Origin of the sequence: Acinetobacter sp. CIP 102129, assembly GCF_000368305.1 — a bacterium.
GTDB classification, from domain to species: domain Bacteria; phylum Pseudomonadota; class Gammaproteobacteria; order Pseudomonadales; family Moraxellaceae; genus Acinetobacter; species Acinetobacter parvus.
Genome location: NZ_KB849341.1, coordinates 1,203,751 through 1,221,444 on the forward strand (window position 1 = coordinate 1,203,751; position 17,694 = coordinate 1,221,444).

Annotated in this window: 16 protein-coding genes; 5 read left to right on the forward strand and 11 right to left on the reverse strand. The window is 43.6% G+C overall.

Going from position 1 to position 17,694, the window contains the following annotated elements; genetic code table 11:
- Window positions 1-11 precede the first annotated feature (11 nt).
- Together F973_RS13765 and glnK are read right to left on the reverse strand one after the other, a co-directional pair.
- The gene (locus tag F973_RS13765; protein WP_004762391.1) at window positions 12-1,427 is read right to left on the reverse strand and encodes an ammonium transporter; all 1,416 of its coding nucleotides are present in this window, start codon (window positions 1,425-1,427) and stop codon (window positions 12-14) included.
- 68 nt (window positions 1,428-1,495) lie between these two features.
- Window positions 1,496-1,834: a P-II family nitrogen regulator gene (gene glnK, locus F973_RS13770; RefSeq protein ID WP_000780326.1), complete on the reverse strand. Its 339-nt coding sequence runs from the start codon at window positions 1,832-1,834 to the stop codon at window positions 1,496-1,498.
- 274 nt (window positions 1,835-2,108) lie between these two features.
- Here glnK and F973_RS13775 point away from each other — a divergent pair, with 274 nt between their 5' ends.
- The gene (locus F973_RS13775; RefSeq protein ID WP_004762393.1) at window positions 2,109-2,336 is read left to right on the forward strand and encodes an accessory factor UbiK family protein; all 228 of its coding nucleotides are present in this window, start codon (window positions 2,109-2,111) and stop codon (window positions 2,334-2,336) included.
- A 69-nt stretch (window positions 2,337-2,405) separates the two neighbouring features.
- Window positions 2,406-3,893, forward strand: a complete 1,488-nt coding sequence (locus F973_RS13780) for a YifB family Mg chelatase-like AAA ATPase (protein WP_004762394.1) — start codon at window positions 2,406-2,408, stop codon at window positions 3,891-3,893.
- Between the two features lie 51 nt (window positions 3,894-3,944).
- On the opposite strand, the gene F973_RS13785 is transcribed toward F973_RS13780, so the two are convergent.
- Together F973_RS13785 and F973_RS13790 are read right to left on the reverse strand one after the other, a co-directional pair.
- Window positions 3,945-4,709, reverse strand: a complete 765-nt coding sequence (locus F973_RS13785; protein ID WP_004762396.1) for a TorF family putative porin — start codon at window positions 4,707-4,709, stop codon at window positions 3,945-3,947.
- Window positions 4,710-5,160: 451 nt separating this feature from the next.
- On the reverse strand, window positions 5,161-5,928 hold the full coding sequence (locus F973_RS13790; protein WP_004762397.1) for a TorF family putative porin: 768 nt from the start codon (window positions 5,926-5,928) through the stop codon (window positions 5,161-5,163).
- A 733-nt stretch (window positions 5,929-6,661) separates the two neighbouring features.
- On the opposite strand from F973_RS13790, the gene F973_RS13795 reads away from it, so the two are divergent.
- A complete protein-coding gene (locus tag F973_RS13795; protein WP_004762398.1) occupies window positions 6,662-7,987 on the forward strand; it encodes an OprD family outer membrane porin in 1,326 nt (441 codons plus the stop codon).
- Between the two features lie 104 nt (window positions 7,988-8,091).
- On the opposite strand, the gene ppa is transcribed toward F973_RS13795, so the two are convergent.
- Both ppa and F973_RS13805 read right to left on the reverse strand, forming a co-directional pair.
- Window positions 8,092-8,619: an inorganic diphosphatase gene (gene ppa, locus F973_RS13800; RefSeq protein WP_004674242.1), complete on the reverse strand. Its 528-nt coding sequence runs from the start codon at window positions 8,617-8,619 to the stop codon at window positions 8,092-8,094.
- Window positions 8,620-8,735: 116 nt separating this feature from the next.
- Entirely contained in the window at window positions 8,736-9,134 is a 399-nt protein-coding gene (locus tag F973_RS13805) for an MAPEG family protein (RefSeq protein WP_004762400.1), read from the reverse strand.
- Between the two features lie 150 nt (window positions 9,135-9,284).
- Between F973_RS13805 and F973_RS13810 the strand changes: the two genes are divergently transcribed.
- Entirely contained in the window at window positions 9,285-9,674 is a 390-nt protein-coding gene (locus F973_RS13810) for a hypothetical protein (RefSeq protein WP_004762403.1), read from the forward strand.
- A gap of 37 nt (window positions 9,675-9,711) precedes the next feature.
- Here F973_RS13810 and F973_RS13815 read toward each other — a convergent pair whose 3' ends face one another.
- From F973_RS13815 to F973_RS13835, 5 genes are all read right to left on the reverse strand, one after another.
- Window positions 9,712-11,391, reverse strand: coding sequence for a long-chain-fatty-acid--CoA ligase (locus F973_RS13815; protein ID WP_004762404.1), 1,680 nt, complete (start codon window positions 11,389-11,391; stop codon window positions 9,712-9,714).
- Window positions 11,392-11,547: 156 nt separating this feature from the next.
- Window positions 11,548-13,767: a DNA topoisomerase IV subunit A gene (gene parC / locus F973_RS13820; RefSeq protein WP_004680788.1), complete on the reverse strand. Its 2,220-nt coding sequence runs from the start codon at window positions 13,765-13,767 to the stop codon at window positions 11,548-11,550.
- Window positions 13,768-13,898: 131 nt separating this feature from the next.
- The gene (locus F973_RS13825; protein ID WP_004680789.1) at window positions 13,899-14,543 is read right to left on the reverse strand and encodes a trimeric intracellular cation channel family protein; all 645 of its coding nucleotides are present in this window, start codon (window positions 14,541-14,543) and stop codon (window positions 13,899-13,901) included.
- 52 nt (window positions 14,544-14,595) lie between these two features.
- The gene (locus F973_RS13830; RefSeq protein WP_004762407.1) at window positions 14,596-15,066 is read right to left on the reverse strand and encodes a YchJ family protein; all 471 of its coding nucleotides are present in this window, start codon (window positions 15,064-15,066) and stop codon (window positions 14,596-14,598) included.
- 81 nt (window positions 15,067-15,147) lie between these two features.
- Window positions 15,148-16,731, reverse strand: a complete 1,584-nt coding sequence (locus F973_RS13835) for a TerC family protein (protein ID WP_004762409.1) — start codon at window positions 16,729-16,731, stop codon at window positions 15,148-15,150.
- 325 nt (window positions 16,732-17,056) lie between these two features.
- On the opposite strand from F973_RS13835, the gene F973_RS13840 reads away from it, so the two are divergent.
- Window positions 17,057-17,677, forward strand: coding sequence for an LOG family protein (locus F973_RS13840; RefSeq protein ID WP_004674232.1), 621 nt, complete (start codon window positions 17,057-17,059; stop codon window positions 17,675-17,677).
- Window positions 17,678-17,694 lie beyond the last annotated feature (17 nt).

The following is a 17,694-nucleotide window of genomic DNA, read 5'->3' on the forward strand; positions in this document are numbered from 1 at the left end:
TGAATAATCAGTTATTCGATACGTTCGCCATGTTGGCTTAGGTCAAGACCCATACGTTCGTCATCAGCGCTGACACGGATACCAATCACCAGATCAATCACTTTAAGGATAATGAATGTCACCACTGCGCTATATGCGATGGTTGCCAACACACCTTCAACTTGAATCCACAATTGACCTGCAAATGTTGGAGCAAGAACCACACCAGCCGCCTTGATAATTTCATCGCTATAGAAGACACCTGTTAATACGGCACCCACCATACCACCCACAGCATGTAGACCAAAGGCATCCAATGCATCATCTGCTTTAAGTAGGCGTTTCAGTGCAGTAATCCCCCAGAAGCAAACCACGCCACCGATCAGACCCATCACCAACGCACCCCCGACACCGACGAAACCAGCAGCAGGTGTAATCACAACCAAACCAGCAACCGCACCAGAAGCACCACCAAGAACTGAGGCTTTACCACGAACGACACGCTCAACCACCAACCAAGAGAATGCGGCTGCGGCTGCGGCAACTTGAGTGACCAGGATTGCCATACTTGCACGAGCGCCAGCGCCTAATGCGCTACCACCGTTAAAGCCGAACCAGCCCACCCAGATCAGGCTTGCACCCACAACAGTTAAAGTCAGGTTATGTGGCGCCATTGACTCACGGCCCAAGCCTGTACGTTTACCCAGCATATAAGCAGCAACCAGACCAGCAACACCTGAGTTGATGTGAACTACTGTGCCACCAGCAAAATCCAGTGCGCCTGCCTTGAATAACCAGCCATCCGCTGCCCACACCCAGTGTGTGATTGGTGCGTAAACCAGAATCACCCAAACTGCGATGAATGCCATGAATGCTGAATATTTCATACGGTCTGCAATTGAGCCGCTAATAATCGCAACAGTAATAATGGCAAAGGTCATTTGGAAAATAACAAACAGGCTTTCAGGAATAGTTCCACTCAAGGCATCGAATGCAACACCATTCAGAAAGGCTTTCGACAAGTCGCCAAAGTATGCGCCAGTACCAGAGAACGCAAGTGAGTAACCTGCAATCACCCAGATCAAGCTGACCAAAATTGCCGCAGAAAGGCTGAACATCATGGTGCTCAGTACGTTTTTCTTACGTACCATACCACCGTAGAACAAAGCCAGACCTGGAATGGTCATTAACAGAACCAACGCTGTTGAAACCAGAATCCAAGCCGTGTCACCTGTATCCACTGTTGGTGCAGCTTCAGCGGCAGGAGTTGCCTCTTCAATTGCAGGCGCCTCAGTCACCACAGTTTCTGGCGTTGCAGCCGCGGTATCAGTTGCCGCCATAGTTTGTTCAGCAGCGACTGGTGTAGATGCGGCGTCTTCTGCCCAGACCACAGCAGAGCCACCTAAGAGTGCGCCAGATAGACTGAGCGCCATAAGCATTTTTTTCATTCGTGTCCCCCAACCTTATTTTGTGAGTTATCTGTCTTAATTTCTAACTCAGCAAACTTTATGCCAATTTAGACAGCGTCTGGCCCAGTCTCACCAGTACGAATACGGATGACTTGTTCTAGATTGGTGACAAAGATTTTTCCGTCACCGATTTTTCCTGTGCTTGCGACACGGGTAATTGATTCGATCACCGCATCAACCATTTCATCGCTAATCGCAATTTCAATCTTTACTTTTGGTAGGAAATCAACCACATACTCTGCACCACGGTACAGTTCTGTGTGACCTTTTTGACGCCCGAAACCTTTGACTTCAGTTACGGTAATCCCTTGAACACCAATATCAGAAAGTGCTTCACGCACGTCATCCAATTTGAATGGTTTTACAATTGCAGTTACAAGCTTCATGTTTGTTTTCCTTCGGCTTATTTTCACCAGTAAGGTTTTATGTTCAATTTTCATGCCAATATTTAAAGGTTGGGGTTTTTAAATACTGGACACAAGCTTTCTTTATAACCTATTTAGCCTTGAAGATGTAGATACCCTAACGAAAATAAGTTTCAATTGCGACTATTTAGCTAAATTTATCAGTCACTCATCCAGCCATGATGCACAAGGCTATGGGAATGCGGTGAGCAGTGATACACTGGGCAACAAATACCCATAACCGATTGAGCACTTTATGATTGAGACACTTTTACAAGCCATTTTGCAGCAAGTTGACCAGCCGAAAAAAGATTTAGAAAAAAATTTACGTGCCCTCCTGAATGAAAGCATCGAAAAACTGGACCTGGTTTCAAAACAGGAGTTGGATCGTCAGCGAACAGCACTGAATTTGGCCAACCAGCGCCTGAGAGAGTTACAACAGCAAATGAAAACACTTGAAGAAATGGTGCAGAACAAAAAATAAGCACCAACTTAGTGCAACCAATACTGAACAATGACTAACAATAAAGCACCATGATGGAACAATAACAAAATGTCTTTTGCCAAAATTTATACGAGAGGCTTACTGGGGCTACATGCCCCCCAGATCGAAGTGGAAGTCCATATCAGCTCAGGCCTACCCTCCCTAACCATTGTGGGGTTGCCTGAAGCCGCAGTCCGCGAAAGCAAGGACCGCGTGCGCTCTGCGATTATCAATAGTGGTTTTCTGTTTCCAACCAAGCGTTTAACCATTAATCTGGCACCCGCAGACCTGCCCAAGGATGGTTCCCGTTTAGACTTGCCGATTGCACTGGGTATTCTGATCGCCTCTGGACAGTTACCCGAAAACTGTACCGATGGTTTTGAATTTATTGGTGAACTTGCCCTGGATGGGCATTTACGCCCTGTTTCAGGAACATTGACCATTGCCATGGCTTGCCAACAGGCACGACATCGCTTGTTACTGCCAACCGCTAATCTCGATGAAGCCAGCCAACTGCCTGAATTTGAAGTGTATGCAGCCAGTCATTTACAGCAGGTGTGTGCACATTTTCTGGGCAATTCGCTACTAAAAGCTGCACCACAAAAATCAATGGCGGCATCCTCACGTTATCCATTTGACCTCGCCGATGTCAAAGGACAGTTACGCCCCCGCCGTGCGCTGGAAATTGCCGCCGCTGGTGGACACTCGCTGTTATTTAAGGGTCCGCCAGGCACAGGTAAAACCCTGCTCGCCTCGCGTTTACCCTCTATTTTGCCGCCATTAAATGCACAGGAAAATTTAGAGGTTGCCAGCATTTACTCAGTTGCAAATGCTCAGCACACCTTCGGGCAGAGGCCGTTTCGCGCACCCCACCATACTGCTTCGGCAATTGCATTGGTAGGCGGTGGTTCACAACCTAAACCAGGTGAAATTACCCTGGCCCATTTAGGTGTGTTATTTTTGGATGAACTGCCTGAGTTTGACCGAAAAGTCCTTGAGGTTTTACGCCAGCCACTTGAATCCAAAGAAATTGTCATTTCTCGCGCTGCAAGGCAAATGACCTTTCCAGCAAATTTCCAGTTTATTGCCGCGATGAATCCTTGCCCCTGTGGCTATGCCTTTAATCAGGACAGTCGCTGCCAATGTTCACCTGAAAGTATCCAACGCTATCAAAACCGTATTTCTGGCCCATTGCTGGATCGTATTGACCTGCATATTGATGTACCGCCTTTGCAGGCAAATGAATTACAAGAACGGACACCGAGTGAAAACTCTGAAACGGTGCGTCAGCGGGTGATGAAAGCCTATCAACAGCAAATTCAGCGGCAACAATGTTTAAATCAGGCACTTTCACCTACTTTGCTGGAGCAATATGCCTGTCTGGATGACAGCTCAAGCAAAATTATTGAGATGGCCCAACAGCGCCTAAATCTTTCAGCCCGTGCCTACCATCGGGTGTTACGGGTGGCACGAACCATTGCGGATTTGGCAGAAAGTGAAATCATTTCAAGTTCGCACTTAACTGAAGCACTGTCTTATCGGGGTAATTCAGCCTAAATCAGGCCATAAAAAAAGCGACCTTAGAGGTCGCTTTGATTTTTATTGTTATTAGAAAGCGTAAGCCAGTCCCAACACAACCTTGTTCTTTTGTTTGATTTCAGTACGGTCATAGCCACCCAGAATGTAATCCAGACTCCAGTTTGCACCTGTTTCACCTAAAGCATGAGACAAACCAAGCGTTGCATGACGGAAAGCAAAAGTGTTTTCTGTTTTTGCGGTGAACTCATCATCATCCCCATAATAATAAGCACCAATCTGCGCCTTACCTGTAAAACCAGCAGGCAATGCAGGTGCATAAGTCGCAAGGAAATAGGTGTCACCCTTGTTACCGAAAGTAACGTTGTTGAGTAGCGTTTGAGCCGTTACGGTGAGTTCTTTATAGCTTAGACCCAGGAAAGTTTCATATCCTGTTGATTCCCAGCCAGGATAGTAATAATAAATTGTTCCACCAACTTGATAGCCTAGATTATCTGTGATTTTTCCTTTATAGCCTGCATAAAAATCATTTTCAAATGAATTTCTCTCATCTGTCGCAGTACAACCTGCTGGGTTTAGGCAGGCATATGAATAATCCAGGGTTGAAAACCAATAACCTAGATAGAAGCCATTGTAGCCATAGTCCAGCCCACCCTGTACAGCTGGACCACTATTTTCAGGTGCATTGGTAATGCCACGTAAATTATAGCTGGATACAGCACTAATATTACCTGTGACTTCACCTGGGAATGGAAGCTTACTATCCTCAGCCAAAGCAAAAGTTGACATTGCAGCCATAACACTTAAAGCAATAGCCTTGCATGCAAATTTCATCATATTGATCTCCCCCATATTATAGATGTTCAACTGATTCATGTTTTGAATTGCATCACTGTGTAATCAGCAAATGCTGTGCCAGTTTTTATGGGATACAGGACCTTTAGAAAAAATTTTGTGAAATAATATATTTTTACATTAAATAACAATTAGATATAAAATTAATTATGAGTACCTTTCCTGATAAATTTTAATATTTACTCAGAATTTACCGATATGGTGCGGTAATAGTGTGCGCTCATGGAGAATGTTGGCGCATGAAAACGGCGCTTTTTTTAGCGTTCCTGTGCGCCCTAAAAGTGCAGGGATGCTTTTCCCTATAGTGAATGGATCACTCACATTAGGCGAATTTCGGATATAAAAAAACAGCCAGCATATGTGCTGGCTGTTTTTTTCGCTAGAGGATCTGGCAAACCTTTATAAATGAAAGTTCAACACATCCCTAGCCACATTAGAATGCCTTGGTTAAGGTAAACACCGCACCCGTTTCTGTACCGCGTTTGTATGGTTGGGCATTGGCATCAATATTGGTGCCAATCGCAGCCAATTCAGCAGTCAAGCCAGAAACAGATTTCACGTTATAGGTTAGGCCCACTTTCCAGTCAACATAGATGTCATCTTCACTGCCACTGTCGCTAAAGTCGTAGTTATCCACCTTGGTATAGCCAACGCTTGCCACACCACCAAAGCCAGCGGCAAACGGCACATTATAGGTTGCATTTACATACCAGCCATTCTCGTCCAGACCAGCAAAGTCATTGGTATAGTTGACTGCACCCAGCAAGCTGTCACCAGAGGTCAATACATCCTTGAATCCAAGTTTTGCGTAAAGCTCAAGCCAGTTGATATCTGATGCGCTTGGGTAACCGTAATACCATAGGCCAACATCCAAAGTGGGTTTGCCTGCAAATGGCAGTTCAGTTGCATAACCAACATATGGGTCTAGCTCAAGATGTGGATCAGCACCACCAAAATTTACATTGGAACCCCAGACACCCGCATAAAGGCCTGATTCATGCGTTAATGCAAAGCCAACTTGCACCGCAGGGTCATTTTGAGTTTGGGTCACACCACGATAACGGTAATCTGAAGTTAAGGCAGCGGTTCCTGCAAAGCTTACACCTGCCTGAGACAGCGCATTCGATTCTTCAGCCATTGCCAAAGTTGAAGCCATCGCCATAACACTTAAGGCCACTGCTTTATATGCAAGTTTCATCATTTGATCTCCCCATGATGGATATTTGACTGATTTATGTTTTAAATTGCATCAAAATGTATCTTGCAAAGGTTATGCCAACTCAATAAAAGCCAATAAAATCATATATTTCTATTATTAAAGAACTAAAAAGCATTTTCACCCTCATTATTTATAAGCTTGATGCAGGATTTTGGCTGAAATTTGAACCATTTAAAGGCACATAAATAAAACCAGACTATTTTTCGCACAAAAACAATGCTTTTTTTAAATAATAAAAACTCGCTGGATGGGTTAGCACTGATATTTATGAGCCATTCCAATCAAAATGATCAATAAAAGTGCAGAAGAAATAGAATACTGCCCTAGATGAAACCAATTCCTTTTAGTGATAGCAGCAATACCATTCATCGGGCTGGTATTTTTTACTAGCCAAATGAGCTATTTTCAACCAAGTAGTAAATAATTAAATTAAAAGAAAAAATACATAAAATAATCACGTGTTTTATTAAAAACAGGCCAGAAAAAATCCATCAAAAAAAATAGTCAACAAATAAAATTAAAGTTAATAAAAATCAAGGTATTAAATTCAAAAAATCATTAGTTTTAATAAAAAATAAATCACAATATTCTATAAGTATTTTATTTAAAAATAATTAAATTATTTTAATAAAAATCTATCTTTTTTATGCATAACTTATACAATTGGTCAAAATTTCAGTTTCTCTCCCCAAATTTGTTATTTACGAGGCTTACCATGCCAAAGGCACAGAAACTTATATTGGCGGTTTTGATTAATGCCGCATTGATCTCCTCAACATACGCAAGCGAACAAAGCGAAGCAAAAGGTTTTGTTGAGGATGCAAATGGTTCAGTATTGTTCCGCACAGGCTTTTTCAATCGTGATAAAAAAGACGGTTTAACAAATGATACAAGCTCAACAGCGCAAACTGCCATTTTTGATCTTCAATCAGGTTTTACAAAGGGTATTATTGGCTTTGGTGTTGGCGTAGTAGGTGATGCATCTTTTAAGCTTGGTCCGAATAATAATACGGGTAATCAAATGATTCCTGTAGATGATCGTGGATTTGCTTATGATCATTGGGCTCGTGGTGGTGCCAATGTGAAAGCACGTCTTTCCAACACAACCGTGACTTATGGTACACAGGTATCAACACTTCCTGTCATGGCAAGTAATCAAGCCCGTTTAGTACCTGAGTATTACACAGGTGTTTTCGTTGAAAGTAATGAAATTCCAAATCTAAATGTGGTTGCAGGTAAGTTCACAAAAAACCAAATGTCAAACCAAATTAGTACCGATAAAGATGTGACAGGTCAAGGGCTTGATCGTGCAGTAGTTTGGGGTGCTAAATATAAATTTAATGATCAACTCAATTCATCGTATTATGGCTTAGACGTTCAAGATAAGTTAGAACGTCATTATGCCAATGTAAACTTTACCCAAAGCTTAAAAGACAAGAGTACCTTAACACTTGATGCCATGGGTTATCATACAAAATGGGATAAAGATGCGCTCACTGATTCACATACCACAGATGATCTAGCAAACCGTAAAAACTCGATTTGGGCTGTTTCAGTGGGCTATGGCAAAGATGTACATAACGTCATGCTTTCTTATCAAGATAACACAGGTAATACTGGGTATGACTATGGCTATAATGCTGATGGTTTACAAAGTATCTATGTGCCTAATTCCTATTTAGGTGACTTTAATGGTAATGATGAAAAATCTGTCGGGCTACAATATAACTATAACTTTAAAAATCACGGTTTACCTGGTCTAAACTGGACAACTGCATTTGTTTATGGCTGGGATATTGATATCGCTAAAATAACAGATCGCTCAAAAATCATTGACCAAGCCGAAGAACATGAGTTGTTTAACCAAGTCAAATATACTGTTCAAACAGGTGCATTGAAAGATGCAAGCCTACGTGTTCGCTATTCTTACTTACGTTCAAGTGATACCTATAATAATGTTTCTGGTCAATATGTCAGCAATGTCATTGGCTCAACCAATGAATGGCGTTTGTTCCTTGATATTCCTGTGAAACTGTTCTAATTCAATTTAGATCAACTCATAAAAAAACCGCCATTCAATTGAATGGCGGTTTTTTTATATGAGCCTGATTTTAGGGTGATAAAATCAGACTTTATCTTTTAAAATTATTTTTTAGCAGCTTCGATTGCTTTCAACACTTCAGCTTTTGCAACATCAGCATTTTCCCAACCACTGATTTTTACCCATTTACCTGGTTCTAAATCTTTGTAATGCTGGAAGAAATGCTCAACTTGACTGATCAATAAAGGTGGAAGATCGGTATATTCTTTCACATCTTTATAGAGAGGAGATAACTTCTCATGTGGAACTGCGATCAGTTTCGCATCGATACCACCATCATCTTCCATATTCAGTTTACCCACTGGACGGCAACGGATTACTGAACCCGCAGCAACAGGGTGTGGAGTTACAACAAGTACGTCTAATGGATCGCCATCTTCAGATAATGTATTTGGTACATAACCGTAGTTTGCTGGGTAGAACATTGCTGTACCCATGAAACGGTCTACAAACAACGCATCAGAATCTTTATCGATTTCGTATTTGATTGGCGCTGCGTTTGCAGGAATTTCAATGATGACATAGATGTCATTTGGTGCGTCTTTACCCGCAGGAATATTGCTATAACTCATATCAACACTCTTTTATCTTGTGAACTTAGATGTAAATCCGACAGATTATAGCGTGAATACCATAAAAATGATGCTAGATATGCTGAGCGTTAAAGAATTTTATACTCAACATCAATTTAGGTCACTTTAATCGTAATCACAAACAATAAAATTGGACAAAATATTGAAAAAAACCAAATAATCGAACGTAAAGTGGCTAGGTTCGCTAAATAACAGATGCCATAAATAATGCGAAATACGATATATGCCCAGCCTAAGCTCAGAATAAATTTCTCAGGCACAACCATATATTCGGCCATTAAAATTGCAGCGATAAATAAGGGTAGACTTTCAAAACTATTCTGTTGTACTGCATTGGCTCTGGCGGCTAGACCTGTCGTTTTCGCCAAAAATTCACGCGGATTCTGATTATCCTTTGCTTGGAAGCCACCTTTTGCTTTTGCAATCAGGGTAAAAACATACGGCAACAAACATGCGACGATAATCATCAATATAATGCCGCTAATACCTTGCATGCTCACATCCATCATTTGAAGTTCTGCTGATCATGCTATCATAACTCATAATCTATTGAATTTTCATTTGTGCTTGTTCGCCAAGTGTTTCCTTTAAATATTTTCTTTGTGTAAAAGTTCTGTTTTTTCATACTGTTTTAAGGTCAAGTTATGCAACCTCAAAATCAAAAAGAAATGTTTGATGTCCTTGCCAAACAACGGCAGCATCAGCTTTTGGTTGATCGCGTGCTGAAAGTGGTTCTGCCTATTATGGCATTTCTGCTGAGCGTGATTTGTGCCAACTTAAACTGGCAGTCTACATTGGGAACTTTTGTGGTGCTGACCATTGCCTTTTATGCGGTGGGGATTCAGCGTTTCACTCTTTGGCACTGGCTAGTGGTGATTGCGCTGTATGTCTTTGCCGACAATTATTTTAGCTTTAATGCAATCGACCCGAGCCGCTTGCGTTTTCAGCTTGCCACCATGCTGGTATTTGTAGGAATTGTGGGAATTGGCCGTCCTTATATTGATCGTTGGTTAATGAAATCTAATCATAAATAAAAAAACGCCGCAATTGCGGCGTTTTTTACAGCACAGCTTAAGCTGGTTTACGTAAATCTTTACGCAGGATTTTACCAACGTTTGATTTAGGTAGTTCTTCCATAAACTCAACATAACGCGGGCACTTGTAGCCAGTTAGGTTTTGTTTTGCATAAGCAAGCACTTCTTCAGTGGTTAAAGATGGATCTTTCTTCACAATGAACAACTTCGGCACTTCGCCTGATTTTTCATCTGGAACACCAATTGCAGCCACTTCCAATACTTTCGGATGTTTTGCAATCACTTCTTCAATTTCACTTGGGTAAACGTTGAAGCCAGATACCAGGATCATGTCTTTCTTACGGTCTACGATCTTGAAGTAACCGCGTGTGTCCATGACACCGATATCGCCAGTACGGAAGAAGCCATCTTTCGTCATGACTTTTTCAGTTTCATCAGGACGGTTCCAGTAGCCTTTCATGACTTGAGGACCACGAATCGAAATTTCACCCTGTTCACCTAAAGCAACTTCATTACCATCATCATCAAGCAAGACAACTTCGGTCAACGGCAATGGAATACCAATCGTGCCGCTAAACTCAGTCGTTGCAGGAGGGTTTGCCGTTGCAACAGGTGAAGTCTCAGACAATCCATAACCTTCAATGATGATGGTGCCTGTTACTTTTTTCCACGCTTCAGCAGTCGATGGCAATACCGCCATACCACCACCCATTGCCATCTTCAATTTGCTATGGTCAAGCTGTTTGAATTCTTCGTTATTCACCAGAGCATTGAACAATGTGTTTACTGCCGGGAAGAATGAAGGCTGGTATTTACGTAATTCGCCAACGACTGCTGGTAGGTCACGTGGGTTTGGAATCAGGATATTGGCTTGACCTTTATACATACCGTAAAGCGCGCACACCATGAATGCAAAGATATGGTAAAGCGGCAATGCACAGACAATACGGTCGTCTTTTGAACCATCACCCTCACCAAACTTGCTTGAGAAAATACCATCACATTGTAATAGGTTAGAAACCAAGTTACGGTGTGTTAACTCAGCACCTTTAGAAACACCTGTGGTACCGCCCGTATATTGAAGTACAGCCGTATCGCTTAAAGTCAGGCTTGGACGCTTGTAGTTGCTTGGGCTCACCTTGTTCAACGCAGTGTTGAACTTCACATGACCAGGGATATTCCATGCTGGAATTTGCTTGCGGACCTTGCGTAAAACGAAGTTTACGATGGTGCCTTTAAGCGTCCCCAACATATCCCCCACAGAGGCAACAATCACATGCTTCACAGGTGTTTTGCCAATAATGCTTTGATATACGCTGGCAAAGTTTTCAATGATCACCAGTGCTTCAGCACCTGAGTCATTTAACTGATGGTCAAGCTCACGCGCTGTATAGAGTGGGTTCACGTTCACAAGGACCAGACCTGCACGGAACACACCCAATGCCACCACTGGATACTGGAATACGTTCGGCATCATCACCGCAACACGCGATCCTTTTTTCAAGCCCAGACTTTGCAGGTAGGTGGCAAATTTACGGCTGGCGACTTCTAATTCATTATACGTTAAAACTTTATCCATAAAGATAAAGGCATCACGTGAACCAAATTTTTGGAAATTGCGTTCAAAAATATCAACAAGTGAGGTGTTTTCAGCAGGTAGTGCAACTGTTTCTGGAATTCCTGTCTTTTTGTATTCAGCAAACCAAATCTTTTCCATAATGCCATTATCTCCGAGTGGTAATCCTTAAAAATAGTAACAATGTTACTTCCATGACAAAACATTTTTTTAACTTTGTGAATTGCCGTGTCAATCTATTCAAACAATATGAATACATTGTCATATATAACGTATTTATATCACAGAATACTAGCCTTATCTCTGAATGAGGAGTCTATTTGCTTTTTGATATCCTCGTGGTAAAAGTTGCCCCTTTGTTGCTCTTTTTCCTATATATTTTTGGAGATCATCCCCTTTCAGTTTTAAGTGCTGTTGTCCTGCAGCGACTTGGATTATTTCATCTAACGTCAGGGTTGTCATGGATAAAATCTGCTCTTTTTCCTCAAGTTGTATCAACTTGTTACCTTTTCCTTTGTTCAGGACAGGCAGTTCGGCCAAGTCAATGATGAGTAAACGGCCTGATGAACTCAGGATGGCGGCATGTGTGGCCTGCTGAACTGGAAGTAGGGGCAAGGCCGTTGCCTTGTCTGCAACCGTCAAGAACGCCTTACCTGCCTTGGCATTGGTATCCAGTTGTGCGGCTTGGGTTTTAAAGCCATAGCCATTTGAACTGACGGCAAGCAGCTCACTGTTATCATCTGCAATAAAGACCTGAATAAAAGATACGCCGCTTGCAGGTGCAAGCTTGGAACTTAAAGGCTCACCCAAACCACGTGCGGATGGCAAACTGCTGATTGGCAAGGCATAGCTACGCCCTGTCTCATCGAGGAAATACACCCGTTGATTGGTTTTACCAACTGCATGGCTCAAGTATTGGTCACCTGCACGATAATTCAGGTTGGCCGCATCAACTTCCGCACCTTTGGCGGCACGTACCCAGCCAGCCTCGGACAACACCACCGTCACGGTTTCGGCAGGCATTAAATCCTGTTCCTTAATCTGGACGGCATCCGCACGCGCAACGATTGGCGAACGTCGGTCATCACCAAATTTTTTCGCATCTTCTTTCAGTTCATTGATAATCAGACTTTTCAATGATTCTGGATTTGCCAGTTGTTCACGGATAATGGCTGCTTTTGCCTCCAACTCCTCCTGCTCACGGCGGATTTCCATTTCTTCAAGCTTGGCCAAATGACGAAGCTTGAGTTCCAGAATGGCTTCGGCCTGAATGTCATCAATACCGAAATGCTGCATCAACACAGGTTTCGGCTGGTCTTCCTCACGGATGATGCGAATCACGGTATCAATATCAAGATAGGCAATTAAAAGACCTGCCAGGATATGCAAACGTTTTTCGATTTTATTTAAATGGTATTGCAAACGGCGAGTCACAGTTTGCTTACGAATCTCAATCCATTCCAACAAGATTCGGCGAATGGATTTGACTTGCGGACGGCCATCTGCCCCAATCATGTTCAGGTTGACGCGATAGCTGGATTCCAGATCAGTGGTGGCAAATAAATGGCTCATCACCGTTTCAGCATCGACACGGTTGGAACGCAATACAATGACTAATCGCGTTGGATTTCGATGATCCGACTCATCACGAATATCTGCGACCAGAGGTAACTTCTTCGCAATCATCTGGTCAGCAATTTGGGTCACAACTTTAGAGCCTGAAACCTGATATGGAAGCTCCGTAATCACGATTTCATTTTTTTCTACCGTATACACTGCCCGCGCACGATAGCTACCACGCCCTGTGGTTTGAATCTTTAACAACTCTTCAGGCGGGGTAATGATTTCAGCTTTGGTCGGCAAATCTGGTGCAGGAATATATTCCGCCAGTTTTTCATCAGTGGTTTCAGGGTTACGAATCAGGGCAATCGTTCCCTTGACCACTTCACGTAAATTATGTGGTGGAATATCGGTTGCCATACCCACCGCAATGCCCGTCGTACCATTGAGTAGAATATTTGGAATACGGGCGGGTAAAGTGATTGGTTCTTTCATCGAACCATCAAAGTTGTCCTGCCATTCACTAGTGCCCTGTCCCAACTCGCTCAGCAACAGTTCACTGTAGGCAGAAAGTTTGGCTTCGGTATAACGCATTGCCGCAAAGGATTTTGGATCATCAGGTGAACCCCAGTTGCCCTGCCCCTCAATTAGCGGATAGCGATAGCTGAATGGCTGGGCCATCAATACCATCGCCTCATAGCAGGCAGAGTCACCATGTGGATGATATTTACCCAGTACATCACCTACGGTACGTGCGGACTTCTTTGGCTTGCCTGTTGATTTCAGACCCAGTTCACTCATCGCATAGACAATACGGCGCTGTACGGGTTTCAGGCCATCACTGATATGGGGCAATGCACGATCCATAATTACGTACATGGCATAGTTGAGGTAAGCTTGTTCTGTGAATTCGGCTACGGAGCGGTTTTCTGTTGCATGATGTGCAAGGCTGGTCATTTCAGCGAGTCATATAAAAAATTTACTTAATGTTATCGTAAATGCCCTTGCGCTGCTATAACCGCAGCTCATATGCGGAGAAAGCATTGTGACAAGTCTTTGTTGTTGTTTATGCGTCAAGTGGTGTCTTGTCAATGCTCATCCGTTGAAGATGCAGACTCAGCATCATCTTCCTTATAAATAAATTTTGGCATTTCCAGACCAAAATAAATTGCAATCACGCGCAAGGTGAAACCAAACACCAAGGTAAAAATTACGGTAAGGTCATGTGGTAGTCCAACCTCTAGACAGACCCAATAACAAATCACGGCAACAAAGGAAATACTGGCATACAGCTCACGACGGAACACTAGTGGCACATCATTACACAAGATATCGCGCAAAATACCCCCCGATACCCCTGTTAAGACCCCAGCCACGGCGGAAACCACAAAACCATGCCCCATCGACAAGGCAATTTGACAACCAATGATGGTGAAACCAATTAATCCCATGGCGTCAAGCAATAAGAACACACTGCGTAAATGTTTCATCCACTTGGCGATAATAATGGTGACAAATGCCGCACAGCAGGTCAAAACCAGATATTCAGGATGCTTGACCCAGGTTAAAGGATAATGTCCCAGCAACACATCACGCACGGAGCCACCACCCAGTGCAGTGACACAGGCAATCAGCACCACACCGAACCAGTCCATACTCCGTCGCCCTGCCGACAGTGCGCCTGTCATGGCTTCCGCAGTGATGGCAATTATATAAATCACGGTGAGTAACATCTGCCTACATCCTTAAATCAGGCATAAAAGTGTGCGCTATTTTAAGTCAAACTTAGATGAATTGCGCACAGCATTGCTTAAATTTTTTCCCCGAGCCACAGATACAGGGTTGTTTCATGGTGATCTGCATATCCAGCGTTGGATCAAGAAAATACCAGTGTTGCTGATGCAACACAAAATGTGAAATTTCATGATGAATGTGTTGCTGTTTTCCATCATGGTAATAGGCCTTGAATTCTACCAAGGCATGGCTTTTATCAAGCTTGGGCTGGTGTTGTACCACTTCCAGTTTCAGCCACTGATTCGCCTGACTCCAATCCGCAATCGCGGCACGGTCTAAAAAAGCCTGCTGCCCCAACGCCGTGGTTTCCAGAATGTAGTCAATCTGCTGCAAGGCAAAGGCGCTATAGCGTGAACGCATCAATTGTTCGGCCGTTTGGGCCGTTTTCTGTTTCAAATGCAGAGGCTGGCAGCACACCACATATTGCCCCTGCCCGCATGGACAGTTTTCTAAGGAGGTCATTTTCAACTCTCAAATAAAAATAGCCCTGAGAAAATCTTGTACAACAAGATCAAACTCAAAGGCTATTGAGATGGAAACTAATTACTTCTCTGCTTGTTTCTCTTCCGCGATAATGCGCACTTTCTCAATCTTGTGTCCATCCATGGTCACCACTTCAAAGCGGTAGCCATCTGCTTCAACCGTCTCACCATTTTCAGGTAAACGGCCCAAATGGAACAAAAGATAACCCGACAGAGTTGAGTATTCCTCACTTTCATCTACAAGGTCTTTACCCAGAAGCAATGAAACATGGCGAATATCGGTTGAACCTTCCAGTATCATGGAACCATCTTCAAGGCTTTCCGCCGCCGCTTCAAGTTCGTCCTCATCAGGGAATTCACCCGCAATCGCTTCCAGTACGTCAATTGGTGTGGCAATGCCCTCAATCGAACCATATTCATTCAGTACGATTGCCATTTGCAAGGGTGCCTGACGCAGTTGCTCCATCACCATCAACACCTGCGCATTTTCATGCACAATCACAGGTTCACGCAGATGTTTACTGAAATCAATCGTTCCTGTTTCAATGTATTCATTGAGAATTTTATGGGTCAGTACCACACCCTCAATATTATCCAGCTCACCCCGTGCAATGATCAGGCGTGAATGGGTCATTGCCATCAAACGTTCTTTCAATTCGGCTGGGTCAGCCGCAAGGTCAAGCCATTCCAGCTCAGGACGTGGTGTCATCACTGATTTTACAGGACGCTCAGACAGCCCCAATACGCCCTGTACCAGTACGCTGTGATACACGCCATTGTCCTCATCAAACACTTCCTTGGCGTAGGCCTGTGTCGCCAACACATCTTCAGACTCGTTGTTCTGCCCTTCACCACCATTGCCTTTACTGCCCAGCATACGCAAAACAGCCGATGCGGTGCGGTAGCGTAAATCTGTGGTGGTGACCAGTTTCTCCTGATTGCGGCGCATGGTTTGGTTGACTATTTCGACCAGTACAGAGAAACCAATCGCTGCATAGAGGTAGCCTTTCGGAATATGGAAGCCAAAGCCCTCAACCACCAGCGAGAAACCAATCATCATCAGGAAGCCAAGACACAGGATCACCACGGTTGGATGCTTATTGACGAAATCCATCAACGGGCGTGACGCCAGCAGCATGATACCAATCGCAATGGTCACTGCGATCATCATGATGGAAAGCTCTTTCACCATCCCCACGGCAGTAATCACGCTGTCGAGTGAGAACACGGCATCCAGCACCACGATCTGAACCACCACCATCCAGAACGCGGCATGGACAGGGTTTTCTTCTTTTAATGCCTGCTTGCCCTCAATCCGTTCATGCAGTTCCATGGTTCCCTTGAACAAGAGGAACACACCACCGAACAACAGGATGAGGTCTCGACCTGAGAAAGCATGGTCAAATATATGAAATAGTGGTTCGGTTAGGGTCACTACCCATGCAATAGATGCGAGCAGCACCAGACGCATTAGCAAAGCGAGCACTAAACCAATTCTACGTGCGGCGTTACGTTGGTGAGGTGGTAGTTTCTCTGCCAAAATGGCGATAAACACCAGGTTATCAATACCCAGTACAATTTCAAGTACAACCAATGTCGCCAGACCAACCCATGCAGAGGGGTCGGACATCCATTCCAGAATCATTGAGCTGACTCCTCTGCAAAATTGGCAGTGTTATGATGAAATTTAAAATCTAAAAGGTCGGCACAGGTAGCCAAAACATTTTTTATAGGAAAAAAGAACAAAGCGGAGCGACAACAACCACTACTCATAGAGGTACATAGATTAATAAAAGGATTTTCAGTATAGGCAAGATTGCGGTGAAATTCATCATTTTTATAAGCATGATCTTGGTAATTTTTTTCTAAAGTTTACAGAGAAGCTTGTATGGAAAGTGTGCATCAAATTGTCATAAAAGTCATTTAACCTAGACAACGACAGTGAAAATGATAAGGTAAAAATAAACTGAATGAATAGTATTGTAAAAATGACTGAAAACAACGAAACATCTCCCATCAAAACTACCCAATCCCTGATTGCCTTATATTGCGGTTCCCGTACAGGCAACAAACCCATTTACCGTGACACAGCCATTGAACTGGCCCAGCATATTGCCACCCAGGGTTTCGGAATCGTCTATGGCGGGGCCAGCATTGGCCTGATGGGTCAGGTTGCCGACACCGTGCTTGAGCATGGCGGTGAAGTGGTGGGGGTGATTCCCGAATTTATGCTGGACTATGAAATTGCGCACAGCCAGTTGACCGAACTGCATATCGTCAAAAGCATGCATGAACGCAAGGCCTTGATGGCGGAACGTGCCAGCGCCTTTATCGCCCTGCCAGGCGGATTGGGAACGTTCGAGGAGATTCTGGAAATCGCCACCTGGGGACAGCTCAACCAGCACCAAAAACCCATGATTATCTATAACGTCAACCGTTTTTATGATGCGCTGATTGCCCAGCTTGACCATGCCGTTGATGAGGGCTTTTTACCGCCCCAGCATCGTGCCAAACTGATTATTTGTGAAAATCCTGAGCAGATTTCCAATGTCATCAAAAATCTGAATAGTCCTGAACATATCAGGGTTTAAAAAGAACATAAAAAAGC

Excerpts from the sequence above, each read along its gene's own strand:
- F973_RS13815 (WP_004762404.1), bottom strand. The coding sequence starts at position 11,391 with ATGGAAAAGATTTGGTTTGCTGAATACAAAAAGACAGGAATTCCAGAA.
- F973_RS13840 (WP_004674232.1), top strand. The coding sequence starts at position 17,057 with ATGAATAGTATTGTAAAAATGACTGAAAACAACGAAACATCTCCCATC.
- ppa (WP_004674242.1), bottom strand. The coding sequence starts at position 8,619 with ATGAGTTATAGCAATATTCCTGCGGGTAAAGACGCACCAAATGACATC.
- glnK (WP_000780326.1), bottom strand. The coding sequence starts at position 1,834 with ATGAAGCTTGTAACTGCAATTGTAAAACCATTCAAATTGGATGACGTG.
- F973_RS13775 (WP_004762393.1), top strand. The coding sequence starts at position 2,109 with ATGATTGAGACACTTTTACAAGCCATTTTGCAGCAAGTTGACCAGCCG.
- F973_RS13805 (WP_004762400.1), bottom strand. The coding sequence starts at position 9,134 with ATGCAAGGTATTAGCGGCATTATATTGATGATTATCGTCGCATGTTTG.
- F973_RS13785 (WP_004762396.1), bottom strand. The coding sequence starts at position 4,709 with ATGATGAAATTTGCATGCAAGGCTATTGCTTTAAGTGTTATGGCTGCA.
- F973_RS13780 (WP_004762394.1), top strand. The coding sequence starts at position 2,406 with ATGTCTTTTGCCAAAATTTATACGAGAGGCTTACTGGGGCTACATGCC.
- parC (WP_004680788.1), bottom strand. The coding sequence starts at position 13,767 with ATGACCAGCCTTGCACATCATGCAACAGAAAACCGCTCCGTAGCCGAA.
- F973_RS13830 (WP_004762407.1), bottom strand. The coding sequence starts at position 15,066 with ATGACCTCCTTAGAAAACTGTCCATGCGGGCAGGGGCAATATGTGGTG.
- F973_RS13790 (WP_004762397.1), bottom strand. The coding sequence starts at position 5,928 with ATGATGAAACTTGCATATAAAGCAGTGGCCTTAAGTGTTATGGCGATG.
- F973_RS13825 (WP_004680789.1), bottom strand. The coding sequence starts at position 14,543 with ATGTTACTCACCGTGATTTATATAATTGCCATCACTGCGGAAGCCATG.
- F973_RS13810 (WP_004762403.1), top strand. The coding sequence starts at position 9,285 with ATGCAACCTCAAAATCAAAAAGAAATGTTTGATGTCCTTGCCAAACAA.
- F973_RS13835 (WP_004762409.1), bottom strand. The coding sequence starts at position 16,731 with ATGATTCTGGAATGGATGTCCGACCCCTCTGCATGGGTTGGTCTGGCG.
- F973_RS13765 (WP_004762391.1), bottom strand. The coding sequence starts at position 1,427 with ATGAAAAAAATGCTTATGGCGCTCAGTCTATCTGGCGCACTCTTAGGT.
- F973_RS13795 (WP_004762398.1), top strand. The coding sequence starts at position 6,662 with ATGCCAAAGGCACAGAAACTTATATTGGCGGTTTTGATTAATGCCGCA.